The 12,755-nt window shown below is 72.6% G+C and carries 11 protein-coding genes; 7 read left to right on the top strand and 4 right to left on the bottom strand.

Going from position 1 to position 12,755, the window contains the following annotated elements; all coding sequences use genetic code 11:
- The first annotated feature begins 112 nt into the window (after positions 1 to 112).
- Entirely contained in the window at positions 113 to 1,492 is a 1,380-nt protein-coding gene (locus ACGF8B_RS14680) for an aminotransferase class V-fold PLP-dependent enzyme (protein ID WP_392738023.1), read from the top strand.
- Positions 1,493 to 1,593: 101 nt separating this feature from the next.
- On the opposite strand, the gene ACGF8B_RS14675 is transcribed toward ACGF8B_RS14680, so the two are convergent.
- Both ACGF8B_RS14675 and ACGF8B_RS14670 read right to left on the bottom strand, forming a co-directional pair.
- Positions 1,594 to 1,875 (bottom strand): Lrp/AsnC family transcriptional regulator, encoded by a 282-nt coding sequence (locus ACGF8B_RS14675; RefSeq protein ID WP_124718123.1) that lies wholly within the window; start codon positions 1,873 to 1,875, stop codon positions 1,594 to 1,596.
- Positions 1,872 to 2,624, bottom strand: a complete 753-nt coding sequence (locus tag ACGF8B_RS14670; protein ID WP_392738020.1) for a rhomboid family intramembrane serine protease — start codon at positions 2,622 to 2,624, stop codon at positions 1,872 to 1,874. Before ACGF8B_RS14670 ends, ACGF8B_RS14675 begins: the two co-directional genes overlap by 4 nt.
- A gap of 163 nt (positions 2,625 to 2,787) precedes the next feature.
- Here ACGF8B_RS14670 and ACGF8B_RS14665 point away from each other — a divergent pair, with 163 nt between their 5' ends.
- The 5 genes from ACGF8B_RS14665 (at position 2,788) to ACGF8B_RS14645 (ending at position 8,262) form a co-directional block, all read left to right on the top strand.
- Positions 2,788 to 3,030: a hypothetical protein gene (locus ACGF8B_RS14665; RefSeq protein WP_014156692.1), complete on the top strand. Its 243-nt coding sequence runs from the start codon at positions 2,788 to 2,790 to the stop codon at positions 3,028 to 3,030.
- 36 nt (positions 3,031 to 3,066) lie between these two features.
- Complete coding sequence (locus tag ACGF8B_RS14660; RefSeq protein WP_392738017.1) at positions 3,067 to 4,428, top strand: NYN domain-containing protein; 1,362 nt, start codon at positions 3,067 to 3,069, stop codon at positions 4,426 to 4,428.
- 284 nt (positions 4,429 to 4,712) lie between these two features.
- Positions 4,713 to 5,741 carry an NlpC/P60 family protein gene (locus ACGF8B_RS14655; RefSeq protein WP_392738014.1) on the top strand — a complete coding sequence of 343 codons (1,029 nt, stop codon included), beginning with the start codon at positions 4,713 to 4,715 and terminating at the stop codon, positions 5,739 to 5,741.
- 237 nt (positions 5,742 to 5,978) lie between these two features.
- Entirely contained in the window at positions 5,979 to 7,010 is a 1,032-nt protein-coding gene (locus ACGF8B_RS14650) for an NlpC/P60 family protein (RefSeq protein WP_392738012.1), read from the top strand.
- A gap of 19 nt (positions 7,011 to 7,029) precedes the next feature.
- Complete coding sequence (locus ACGF8B_RS14645; RefSeq protein WP_392738355.1) at positions 7,030 to 8,262, top strand: hypothetical protein; 1,233 nt, start codon at positions 7,030 to 7,032, stop codon at positions 8,260 to 8,262.
- A 13-nt stretch (positions 8,263 to 8,275) separates the two neighbouring features.
- On the opposite strand, the gene ACGF8B_RS14640 is transcribed toward ACGF8B_RS14645, so the two are convergent.
- Positions 8,276 to 9,520 (bottom strand): glycosyltransferase 87 family protein, encoded by a 1,245-nt coding sequence (locus ACGF8B_RS14640; RefSeq protein ID WP_392738010.1) that lies wholly within the window; start codon positions 9,518 to 9,520, stop codon positions 8,276 to 8,278.
- A 121-nt stretch (positions 9,521 to 9,641) separates the two neighbouring features.
- On the opposite strand from ACGF8B_RS14640, the gene ACGF8B_RS14635 reads away from it, so the two are divergent.
- The gene (locus tag ACGF8B_RS14635) at positions 9,642 to 10,784 is read left to right on the top strand and encodes a glycosyltransferase family 4 protein (protein ID WP_392738007.1); all 1,143 of its coding nucleotides are present in this window, start codon (positions 9,642 to 9,644) and stop codon (positions 10,782 to 10,784) included.
- Positions 10,785 to 10,848: 64 nt separating this feature from the next.
- On the opposite strand, the gene ACGF8B_RS14630 is transcribed toward ACGF8B_RS14635, so the two are convergent.
- Positions 10,849 to 12,645: an AMP-dependent synthetase/ligase gene (locus tag ACGF8B_RS14630; protein ID WP_392738005.1), complete on the bottom strand. Its 1,797-nt coding sequence runs from the start codon at positions 12,643 to 12,645 to the stop codon at positions 10,849 to 10,851.
- Positions 12,646 to 12,755 lie beyond the last annotated feature (110 nt).

The following is a 12,755-nucleotide window of genomic DNA, read 5'->3' as shown; positions in this document are numbered from 1 at the left end:
AATGCGATAGGGCCGTCGGCCCTCTTCCGCACCCCTTTTTTTCACTTTCTCCGCTGCGCTGCCGCGTATCCGCCGGCGCATGCGATTCGCCTGCCTCTTACGGGAGTTCGCCATGTCTGTCTTCACCGCTGTCGCCGACCAGTCGCTTTGTGCACCTCTGCCGGTTCTGGGCCAGGATGTGACGGTTCCGCTGGTCACGGGCGGTGAGGTCGGCTACGCCGCGCTCGACTACGCCGCCAGCGCCCCCGCCCTCCAGCGGGTCTGGGACGACGTCGCCGCGTACGCCCCGTACTACGGCAGCGTCCACCGCGGCGCCGGGTACCTCTCGCAGCTCTCCACGGACCTCTTCGAGAACAGCCGCGCCACCGTCGCGGAGTTCCTCGGCTGCCGCGCCGGTGACCAGGTGATCTTCACCCGCTCGACGACCGACTCGCTGAACCTGCTGGCCGCGGTGGTCCCGGCCGGCTGCCAGGTCTTCGTCTACGAGACCGAGCACCACGCCTCGCTGCTGCCGTGGCGCGACGCCCGGGTGACCTACCTGAACGCCCCGCGCACCCCGGCCCAGGCCGTCGAGACGCTGGAGCGGGCGCTCGCGGAGCGCGACCCCTACGGCCCCGCGCTGGTCTGTGTCACCGGTGCCTCCAACGTCACCGGCGAGCTGTGGCCGGTGAAGGAGCTGGCCGCCGCCGCGCACGCGCACGGCGCCCGGATCGTGCTGGACGCCGCCCAGCTCGCCCCGCACCACCCCGTCGACATCGCCGAGCTGGACGTGGACTGGGTCGCCTTCTCCGGGCACAAGCTGTACGCGCCCTTCGGCTCGGGCGTACTGGCCGGCCGGGCCGACTGGCTCCAGGAGGCCGAGCCCTACCTCGCGGGCGGTGGCGCCTCGCGCAAGGTCGCCCGTCGCACCGATGGCGGGGTGGACGTCGAGTGGCACTCCACCGCCGCCCGTCACGAGGCCGGTTCCCCCAACGTCATCGGCGTGTACTCCATCGCCGCCGCCTGCAAGGCGCTCACCGAGGCGGGCTTCGGCAACCTGGTCGCCCGGGAGCAGCACCTCGTCGCCGCGGTCCGCGCCGGCCTGGCCGAGGTCCCCGAGGTGAAGGTGCTCTCGCTGTTCGGCGACGACGCCCCGCGGGTCGGCGTCATCTCGTTCGTGGTGGAGGGCTGGAACAGCTCGCACTTCGCCGCCGCGCTCTCCGCCGAGTACGGCATCGGCGTCCGCGACGGACTGTTCTGCGCCCACCCGCTGGTCCGCACCCTGCTGGGCAGCGACCCGCAGGAGGCCGGCGAGTGCGGTGCGCCGGAGGCCGAGCCGGGGGAGCTCTCACTGAACGCGATCCGGGTGAGCTTCGGCGCCGGTACGCCGGACGAGCACATCGAGCGGTTCCTCCGCGCGGTCAGGGAACTGGTCGGCCAGGGCGCCCGGTGGAAGTACCGCACCGAGGACGGCCGCTGCGTCCCGGACCGGGGTGCGGCGACGCAGCTCTGAGGCCGGCGGGCGGCCCGGAGGCACACAGCACTTCGGCGGGGGACGGGCAGCCTTGCGGCCCGTCCCCCGCCGAAGTGCCGCGGGGGTGGTGAGGTGCGTGCCTACGCGTCGAGGCCGATGGCGAAGGCGGCCTCCAGGTCGTGCTGGGAGTAGGTACGGAACGCCACATGGGTGTCGGTGGCCTCGACGCCGGGGATCTTGCTGATCCGGCCGGGGATGACATCGGCGAGATCGTCGTGCTTGGGCACCCGGACCATGGCGATCAGGTCGTACGTACCGGTGACCGAGAAGACCTCGCTGACACTGTCCAGCGCGGCGATGGCCTCGGCGATCTCGGGAATCCGGTCCACGCTGGTTTTGATGAGCACGATCGCGGTGATCACGGCTGGCTTTCTCCCTCGGTGGCCGTGGCTGGTCCCTTCACTCTATCCGTACGCCGGTAACGCCCCCAGGCGTAGAGAAAGCCGAGGGCGAAGCCCACCACATGGGCCAGATAGGCCACGCCCGGCCCCCCGCTGCCCGCGCCCTGGACGGCCAGCCACTGGAGGGCGAACCAGAAGACCAGCACGATCCAGGCGGGGAAGCGCAGCGGCAGGAAGAAGAGGAACGGGAACAGGCTGGTGACCCGGGCCCTGGGGAACAGGTACAGGAACGCCCCGAGCACCGCCGAGATCGCCCCCGAGGCCCCCACCAGGGTCTGGTCCGACGTGGCGTGCGCGGCCGCGTAGGCCACCAGTGCGAGGTAGCCGGAGATCACGTAGAAGAAGGTGAACCCGATGCGGCCCATGCGCTCCTCGGTCATCGCCCCGAACACATACAGGAAGAGCACGTTGCCGAGCAGATGCAGCCAGCTGCCGTGCACGAACAGGGCGGTGAGCGGGGTGAGCAGGGCGTGCGCGGAGCCGTCCCACAGCTCGCCGGGGATCACGCCCCAGCGTTCGAAGTACCCGGCCTGGGCGGCGAGCAGGGCATCGGCGGTGCCGGGGACCGGGTTGAAGCCGGACAGCGGGCTGATCACGAAGACCAGGGAGCAGACCGCGATCAGGGCATGGGTCACCAGTGGGCCGCCGGAGGTGACCGTCCGTAGCAGCCCGCCGGTCAGCCTGCCGGGCACAGCTCGCCGATCGATCATGAACAGAGCATGACGCAAGCGGAGGGAACGGGACAGACCGCCTCGCCGTGTCGGGGGGACACGGTGAGGCCGTAGGGTTACGGCAGGACATCCGCAGTTCGACGGCGCACCGCGAGATCCTTGAAGCAAGGCAGCACGAGGCTCGACGAAAGAGGACGCAACGATGACGACGGTTCCCCAGCCGACCGACGGGACTCGCTGGCGCTGCACGCTCTGCGGAAATCTCACGCGCTTCGACGTCACCCGCTCCTCGAAGGTCGTCGAATACGTCCATCTCGACCTGGCCGGTGAGTCCAGCGTCGAGGAACGTGAGGTGGTCAGTGAGACCATCGAGTCGGTGCGCTGCCGTTGGTGCAACGCGGTGGACCAGATCGAACTGGTGGACAGGCCGGGTGCCGACTCCTGACGGAGCCGCGCCCACAGACATTTGGGGTGACGGATGGTGGAGCAGCCCGCTAGCGGCGCCGAGTCGGCCGGGGCGGCCGACGACGCCGTCGAGGCGCTCGACCGCCCGCTGCCCGAAGGCGTACGGCGGCGGGTCGTCGCGCTGGTCTCGGACGCCTTCGGCGGCCTGACGGTCACCGAACTCCCGGCCCAGCTGCGGCAGTACGCCCGCTTCACCCCGACCCGGCGGGCCAAGTTCGCCGGGAACGCGATGGCGGCCGCCCTGGAGAGCGACTCGCTGTTCCGGCAGCGCATCGGCGATCGGCTCAAGGAGGGCCAGCCGGAGCTGGCCGGTGCCCTGGAGGCCGGGGCGCCGCCGGCCGCCGCCGACCCCGTCGACGTGGCTGCCGCGGCCTATGTGCTGCGCCCGGCGGGCTGGGTCAAGCTGGTCGCCGCCGCCGGCGAGGAGGTCCAGCGCGCGGACGCCGAGCGCGCCGACGAGGAGAGCCGCCGCGAGCTGGAGCGGCTGCGCGAGGAGCTGGTCCGGGCCCGCTCCCAGACGAAGGCCGAGACGGAGCGGCTGCGCGTCGAGCTGGACGCCGCCCGCAAGGAGGCCGAATCCCTCCAGCGCAAGCTGCGCAGTGCCGTCAGCGAGGTCAAGCGCGGCGAGGCCGCGCTGCGCCGCAGCCGTGCCGAGACCGACGCCGTACGGTCCGAGACGGCCGCCCAGGTCTCCGCGGCCGAGAGCGAGAGCCGCCGGCTCAAGGCGCGGCTGGGTGAGGCCGAGGCGTCCGTGGAGGCGGGCCGCCGGGCGGCCAGGGAGGGCCGCTCGGTCGAGGACATGCGGCTGCGGCTGCTGCTGGACACGGTGCTCGACGCGGCGAGCGGGCTCCGCCGCGAACTGGCCCTGCCGCCCTCCTCGATGCGTCCGGCGGACAGTGTCGACGCGGTCGAGCCGGGCCGGATGTCGCCCAAGGACATTGCCGCCAGGGCCCTTTCGGAGACCGACCCGGCCCTGCTCGACCAGCTGCTCGCGCTGCCGCAGGCGCATCTGATCATCGACGGCTACAACGTCACCAAGACCGGCTATCCGCAGCTGCCGCTGGAGAAGCAGCGGTTGCGGCTGCTGGGCGGGCTCTCGATGCTCGCCGCGCAGACCGGCGCGGAGATGACCTGCGTCTTCGACGGTGCCGAGCTGGCGGCCCCGGTGCTGCTCGCACCGCCGCGCGGGGTCCGGGTGCTGTTCAGCAAGCCCGGGGTGACCGCCGACGAACTCATCCGTCAGCTGGCGCGCGCCGAACCGCCGGGCAGGCCGGTCGTGGTGGTCTCCACCGACCGCGAAGTGGCCGACGGAGTCGCCAAGGCGGGCGCCAGGCCCGTTGCGTCCGTCTTGCTCCTGAAGCGCCTTTCGCGCGTCTAGCGGCACTTGCCGGTTCTCGGTGGAATTCGGGGAACGGACCGTCAGGTCACCGCTACACCCCGTGCGTCGTGGGTAAAGAAGTGCGGTCCGTGACGAGATTTTTCCGGCGAGGATTTGAACTGATCACAAGATGGTCACTAGGGTCAGGCCTCGAACCTTCGCACGGTTGATCACCCATCCGGGGTGACGGTGAAGGCACCGCCGAGTCCGTGACGTGCACGGAGCCGGGGATTCACATCCCCCACAGCCCGGTAGGCGGCTCGAGGAAGAAGGAGCTCGCCTCCGTGGCGTCCCACCGTCGTCCCAAGCAGCCGAGCCGCGCTCGTGTGACCGTGCTCACCGCAACCGCCGCCGCAGCCGTCGCCCTGTCCTCCCAGGCGGCCCAGGCCGACCCGAAGCCCTCCAAGAGCGAGGTCAAGGCGAAGGTCGAGAAGCTCGGCCACGAGGCCGGCGAGGCCAACGAGCAGTACTACGGCGCCAAGGAGAAGCAGCAGAAGCTGGAGAAGGAAGTCGGCGCGCTGCAGGACAAGGTGGCCCGCGGCCAGCAGGAGATCAACACGCTCCGCAACGGCCTCGGTTCGCTCGCCGCCGCGCAGTACCGCTCCGGCGGCATCGACCCGTCGGTGCAGCTCTTCCTCTCGTCCAACCCGGACACCTTCCTCGACGAGGCCTCGGCCCTCGACCAGTTGACGGCCAAGCAGACCGAGACCCTGGGGAAGATCCAGGAGAAGCAGCGGTCCCTCGCGCAGGAGCGCAAGGAGGCCCAGGACAAGCTCGGTGACCTCGCGGACGTCCGCAAGACGCTCGGCGAGAAGAAGAAGAAGCTCCAGAGCAAGCTCGGCGAGGCCCAGCGCCTGCTCAACTCGATGACCGCCGCCGAGCGCGAGAAGATGCGCGATGACCAGCAGCGCGCCAGCCGCTCCGCGGGCGACCGCGTCGACCTGGGCAACGAACTCCCCGCCTCCGCCTGGGGTGCCGCGGCCCTGAACGCCGCCAAGACCCAGGTGGGCAAGCCGTACCAGCGCGGTGGCACGGGCCCCAGCGCCTTCGACTGCTCCGGGCTGACCCAGTGGGCCTACGCCCAGGCCAACGTCCAGATCTCCCGGGTCACGTACACCCAGGTCAACGACGGCGTCCGGATCGGGCGCAGCGCGCTGAAGCCGGGCGACCTGGTCTTCTTCAACAACACCTCGCACGTGGGTCTCTACGCGGGCAACAACACCGTTCTGCACGCCCCGTACACCGGCACGGTCGTGCGCTTCGAGTCGATGAACACCATGGGCAGCTTCCAGTTCGGCGTGCGCGTCGGCTGACGACGCCCGAACGGGCGAATTCCCGCGCCCGCGCCGACAGTCCGCCCCGCCGGAGACCACAGGTCACCGGCGGGGCGCCGTCGTTTCCGCCACACTTCCTCCCGGCGCGGTCTTTGGCCGCTCCGTGATCGTCCGACTACTGTCTGCCTGCCGTGCAGCTCCCGGTCGTCGGTCCGCCCGCCCCGGGCGGCAGGGGCTGCGCGCGTCTGCGTACAGCGGAAGGGAGTGCGGCGTCCTGTGGTGTCCCATCGCCGTTCCACACAGTCCGGCCTCAATCTGAGCGTCCGGGCCACCGTTCTGTCCGCCGCGGCGGCGACCGCGGCCGCCACCCTCGGCGCGGCCACCGCGAACGCCGACCCGCAGGACGCGCCGAGGACCGCCAAGGCCCGCGTCGACCGGCTGTACACCGAGGCGGAGCGGGCCACCGAGCAGTACAACGCGGCCGGTGAGAACATCGGCCGGCTGCGCGGCGAGGTCGACCGGGCCCAGGACCGGGCGGCCCGCGGGCAGGAGCGGGTCAACCGGATGCGTACGGCGCTCGGTTCGGCGGCGAGCGCGCAGTACCGCTCCGGTGGCATCGACCCCTCGCTCGCTCTGCTGCTCTCCTCCGACCCGGACAGCTACCTCGACCGGGCGGCCGTGCTGGAGCGCCTGACCGGCCTTCAGGCCGCCGAGCTGCGGGAACTCCAGCAGGTCCAGCGCGGGCTGACGCAGACCCGGGCGGAGGCGGCCCGCGCGCTGGCCGAACTGGAGCGCAGCCGGGCGGACGCCACCCGCCACAAGCGGACCGTCGAGCGCAAGCTCGCCGAAGCCAGGAAGCTGCTGGGTGCGCTGCCCGGCGCCGACCGGGCGGAGTTCGAGCGGGCCTCACGCGCCGGCCGGGACGCCGGGTACCCCGCCATGGCCGGTCTCCCGGCCGGCTCCGCGCGGGCGGCGGCCGCCGTCGTGGCGGTCCGGCAGGCGCTCGGCCGCCCGTACATCTGGGGGGCCAACGGACCGGCCGGATTCGACTGTTCCGGGCTGATGCAGTGGGCGTACGCCCGGGCCGGGGTCAGCCTGCCCCGCACCTCGCAGGCCCAGCGGTACGCGGGACACATGGTGCCGCTCTCCGCGGCCCGCCCCGGCGACCTGGTCGTCTACCGCGCGGACGCGAGCCATGTGGCGATGTACGTCGGCGACGGACAGGTGATCCACGCCCCGTACCCCGGGGCCCCGGTGCGTTACGACCCCGTCGGCATGATGCCCGTCTCGTCGGTCACCCGCGTCTGACCGTACCCTCGATCGGGTGATGCGGCGGCGGGGACGGAACGGCGGGCGACGGGCGGCGGGAGCGCTGCTCGCGGGAGCGCTGCTCGTCTCCGGCTGCGCGGCCCCCGACGGCGCCGCCCCCGGATCCACCACCCGGGCCGTCCGCGCCACGCTGGACCGCCGGGCCGCCGCCGTGCTGGACCACGACACGGACGCCTACCTCGCCACCACGGATCCCGGGGCCACCGCGCTGCGCGCGGCCCAGCGCCGGGAACTCGGCAACCTCGCCGACGTACCGCTCGGCTCCTGGACGTACCGGCTGCGCGACGTGACCGCCGAGGGCGCCGACCGGGCCACCGCCGACGTCGAGCTGCGCTACCGGATCAAGGGCTACGACGCGGCGCCGGTCACCGCGGACCGGGTGCTCGACCTGAAGCGGGACCGGGCGGCCGGCCGCTGGTACGTCGTCGGCGACCGGGCGGTCGGGGACGGTGCCGAGCTCTGGCAGCAGGGCGACGTCCGGGTGGTGCGCGGGAAGCACAGCCTGGTGCTCGGCGTCGGCCGCACGGACCGGGAGCTGAACCGGATCGCCCGGACCGCGGACCGCGCGGTGCCCGCCGTCTCGGCCGCCTGGCCGGAGCGCTGGGCGGGCCGCGTGGTGGTGCTCGTGCCGAGGACCGTACGGGACATGGCGGGGCTGCTGGGGTCGACGGACGCGGACTACCGGGGGATCGCCGCCGTCACCACGGGACGGACCGGCGGCACGGGCCGGGCCCCGGCGGACCGGGTGATCGTCAACCCGCAGGCGTACGGCACCCTCGGCGCCTTCGGGCAGCGGGTCGTGCTCACCCACGAGACCACCCATGTAGCCACCCGCGCCCGCACCTCCGCCGCGACCCCGACCTGGCTCTCCGAGGGCTTCGCGGACTGGGCGGCCTACCTCCCCGAGGACCGCACCGCCGCACAGATCGCGCCCGGACTCGCGGAAGCAGTCGCACGCGGCGAACTGCCGGCCGGGCTCCCCACCGACGAGGACTTCGGCTTCGCGGGCGACCCCGCGCGCCTGGCGAGGGCGTACGAGGGCGGCTGGGCGGCCTGCGAGCTGATCGCCGACCACTGGGGCGAGAAGAAGCTGCTCGCCTTCTACCGGGCCGTCGGAGGTCACCGGGGACGGGACGGAGCGGTGGAGCAGGCCATGCACGAGGTGCTCGGCACGACTCCCGAGGACTTCACCGTGCTCTGGCGCGACCACCTGCGCACCACGCTCGGCTGAGCGGACGGGCGGCTCAGACCTCGACCGGCTCCGCCGCACGGCCGCGCCCGGACCGGGCGGCCGGACCGCCCTCGCGCGCCACCGCGGTGACCGTCCGCCGCCACAGCCGGCGGCAGGCGATCAGCGTCGCCGCGACCAACAGGCCGTTGCGCAGGAACATCAGCGTCACGCCCGTCGCGTCGCTGGTCACCACGTGCACGAAACCGAGCGGGAACTCCCACTGGGTGACGCCCGTCGCCGCCAGCACCAGACCGGCCGGCAGCACCATCCGGCTGTCCCGGAACACCAGGCACACCGCCGCCAGACCGACCAGCCACAGCATGTACTGGGGGCTGATCACCCGGCTCGTCGTCGTGAACAGCAGCACCGCCGCGAACGCCGCGTCCGCCGGGGTGCTCACGCCGAACTCACGGGCCCACAGCCGCCACAGCAGCAGCCAGCCGAACGCCAGGACCGACAGACCGAGGGCGAGCGTGCTCACCAGCGGCACGTGCGGGCCCAGGAACTCCAGGGAGCCGTAGTGCAGTTCCACCCGGCCCTGCCAGCCGAACTGCCGCGCCACATGGAAGACCAGCGCCCCCAGCGACTCGACCTCGGTGCCCCGGTCGCGCTGGAACCCCAGGAAGGCCAGTGCCCCCGGCATCGCCAGGGTGCACACCACCAGCAGCCCGGCCGCCGTCACCGCCGCGGCCGTCCACGCCACCCGCGTCCGCCGCCCGCGCGCCGTACCGGCCAGGATCAGCGCCGGCCACACCTTCAGCAGCGCGCCGACGGCGGCCAGCGCCCCCAGCACCCGCGGATGCCGCACCCCGGCCAGCAGCGCCGCCACCGCGACCGCCGTGACCATCACGTCGTAGCGGGCGTACGCGGTCGTGCCGAGCAGCGGCACCCCCGCCACCCACACCCAGGCGCCGGCCGGCCACCGGCCGTCCCCCCGGCCCGCGTACAGCAGCAGCCCCAGCACCAGCAGGTCGCAGACGAACGCGAGGACGAAGAAGGCCGAGGCGTAGTCCAGGAACGGCAGCAGCGCGGGGGAGAGGACGGCGAGCGCGGCCAGCGGCGGGTACTGCCAGGTGACGTCGGACTGCGGATACGTACCGGTCTTCAGGACCTCGGACCAGCCGTGGTAGATCACCGAGACATCGCTGGTCACGTCCGGTCCGGGCAGCGTGATCACCTTGGTGACGCAGAGCAGCAGCGCGACCCTGGTCAGGGCCCACACCGCGACAGCGAGCCGCGCGCCGGTCGATCCCGTCATGACGGCCTCATCCGTTCTGGTCGGGGGGTACCCGGTGGGTACCGGGCAGTACGAGGAGCCATGATGCCCGCCCGGAGCGCGCGAGAGCCATCGGGCCGGGCTGCCGGTACTGTCGGCCGGGATGGACAAGACCCTGATCGTGACCAACGACTTCCCGCCCCGCCCCGGCGGCATCCAGGCGTTCCTGCACAACATGGCGCTGCGCCTGGATCCCGCACAGGTCGTCGTGTACGCCTCCACCTGGAAGCGGACCCCCGAAGGCCGCGCGGCCACCGCCGCCTTCGACGCCGAGCAGCCCTTCACCGTCGTGCGCGACCCCGTGACGATGCTGCTGCCCACCCCCCGGGTCACCCGGCGCGCGGTGCGGCTGCTGCGCGAGCACGGCTGCACCTCCGTCTGGTTCGGTGCCGCCGCCCCGCTCGGGCTGATGGCACCGGCGCTGCGCAGGGCCGGCGCCCGCCGCCTGGTCGCCACCACCCACGGGCACGAGGCGGGATGGGCGCAGCTGCCCGCGGCCCGGCAGCTGCTGCGGCGGATCGGCGAGGGCACGGACACGATCACGTACCTGGGGGAGTACACCCGTTCCCGGATCGCCCCCGCCCTCACCCCCGGGGCCGCCGCACGGATGGTCCAACTGCCGCCCGGCGTCGACGAGAAGACCTTCCACCCGGACTCCGGCGGGGACCGGACCAGGGCCGGGCTCGGCCTCTCGGACCGGCCGGTCGTCGTCTGTGTGTCCCGGCTCGTGCCGCGCAAGGGCCAGGACACGCTGATCCTCGCGATGCCCGCGATCCTGGCGCAGGTGCCGGACGCGGTGCTCCTGATCGTCGGTGGCGGACCGTACGACAAGGAGCTGAGGCGGCTGGCCGAGGAGACCGGGGTCGGGGAGTCCGTGCGGTTCACCGGACCGGTGCCCTGGGAGGAACTGCCCGCCCACTACGGCGCGGGCGACGTCTTCGCCATGCCGTGCCGCACCCGGCGCGGCGGCCTCGACGTGGAGGGGCTCGGCATCGTCTTCCTGGAGGCCTCCGCGACCGGTCTGCCGGTGGTGGCGGGCGACTCGGGCGGCGCGCCCGACGCGGTGCTCGACGGCGAGACCGGGTGGGTGGTGCGCGGCGGCAGCGCGCAGGAGTCGGCCGACCGGATCGTCACGCTGCTGCGCGACCCGGAGCTGCGGCGGCGGATGGGGGAGCGGGGGCGGGCCTGGGTCGAGGAGAAGTGGCGCTGGGACCTGCTCGCCGAGCGGCTGCGGGAGCTGCTCTGAGCCACGTACGCCAGAGGGGCCCGCACGCGCCGTGCGGGCCCCTCTCGCGGATGCGTCCCGGTCGTCAGCCCCGGTAGATCGACTCGATCTCGTCCGCGAAGTCCTTCGCCACCACGTTCCGCTTCAGCTTCAGCGACGGCGTGATGTGGCCCGCCTCCTCGGTGAACTGCGAGTCCAGGATGCGGAACTTGCGCACCGACTCCGCCTTGGACACGGCCGCGTTGCCGTCGTCCACCGCCCGCTGCACCTCGGCCAGCAGCTCCGGGTCCTCGCGCAGCGACACCGCCGTCGAACCGGCCGGCTTGCCGTGCTCCGCGGCCCAGCGGCCCAGGAACTCCTCGTCCAGGGTGACCAGCGCACCCACGAACGGCCGTCCGTCGCCGACCACCATGCACTCGGCGACCAGGGCGTGCCCGCGGATCCGGTCCTCGATCACCGCGGGAGCGACGTTCTTGCCGCCCGCCGTGACGATGATCTCCTTCTTGCGGCCGGTGATCGCGAGATAGCCGTCCGCGTCCAGCGTGCCGATGTCACCGGTGTGGAACCAGCCGTCGGCCAGCGCGTCGGCCGTCGCCGCCTCGTTGTTCCAGTAACCGGTGAACAGGTGCTCGCCGTGCAGCAGCACCTCGCCGTCGTCGGCGATCCGCACCACCGAACCGGGCAGCGGCTGGCCGACCGTACCGATCTTCTGCCGGTCCCACGGGTTGAAGGCGGTGGCCGCGCACGTCTCGGTCAGGCCGTAGCCCTCCAGGACGGTGAAGCCGATACCGCGGTAGAAGTGGCCGAGCCGCTCGCCCAGCGGCGCGCCGCCGGAGATCGCGTACTCGCCGCGCCCGCCGAGCACCGCGCGCAGCTTGCCGTAGACCAGCCGGTCGAAGAGCCTGTGCTTCAGCCTCAGGCCCAGCGGGGGGCTCTGCGGAGTACCCAGCGCGCGGCTGTAGGCGATCGCCGTGTCCGCGGCCTTGTCGAAGATCTTCCCCTTGCCGTCGGCCTGCGCCTTGGCGCGTGCCGCGTTGTACACCTTCTCGAAGACCCGCGGCACACCGAGGATCAGCGTCGGCCGGAACGAGGCCAGTTCATCGGTGAGGTGCTTGATGTCCGGCACGCAGCCGAGCTTGATCGGGGCCATCACCGCGGCCACCTCGACCAGCCGCCCGAAGACGTGCGCGGCGGGCAGGAAGAGCAGTACGGAGCACTCACCGGTACGGAAGAGCGGCTTCAGCCGCTCCACCACGTTGCCGCACTCGGCGAAGAAGCTGCGGTGCGTGAGCACACAACCCTTGGGGCGGCCGGTGGTGCCCGAGGTGTAGACGATGGTGGCCGGGTCGTCCGCCTTGGCGCTCGTCATCCGCAGGTCCAGCGTCTCGTCCGAGACGTCCTCCCCGATCGCCGTCAGCCCGCGGATCGCGTCGTCCTCGATCTGCCAGATGCCCTTCAGGGCCGGCAGGTCGGCCCGGACGGAGACCACGGAGGCCTGGTGCGCCTCGGACTCCACCAGACACAGGGTGGCAGCGGAGTCACCGAGGATCCACTGGATCTGCTCGGGCGAACTGGTCTCGTACACCGGGACGGTGACCGCGCCGGCGCTCCAGATCGCGAAGTCCAGCAGTACCCACTCGTAGCGGGTGCGCGAGAGCAGGGCCACCCGGTCACCGGCGTCGACGCCCGCGGCGATCAGCCCTTTGGCGACGCCCCTGACCTCGGCCAGGAACTGCGCGGCGTTCACATCGGTCCACGAGCCCCCCACCTTGCGGCTCATCACCGCGACGTCGGGATGCTGAGCGGCATTGCGGCGGATGAGATCCGTCAGGTTGCCGTCCGAGGGGACCTCGTACAGGGCCGGAAGGCTGAACTCGCGCAAGACTGCTGCTCCTCATCGGGCTCCGGTGCCACGGCTCTGTGTGACGCACCGGCTGCGGTCCAAGATTGGCAGGTGCTCAGTGGGGTGAGCACGACTGGACTGCCCGGACG

Origin of the sequence: Streptomyces sp. NPDC047917 (assembly GCF_043204345.1) — a bacterium.
Classification (GTDB): Bacteria; Actinomycetota; Actinomycetes; order Streptomycetales; family Streptomycetaceae; genus Streptomyces; species Streptomyces sanglieri.
This window is presented reverse-complemented; position numbering and strand designations above follow the sequence as displayed.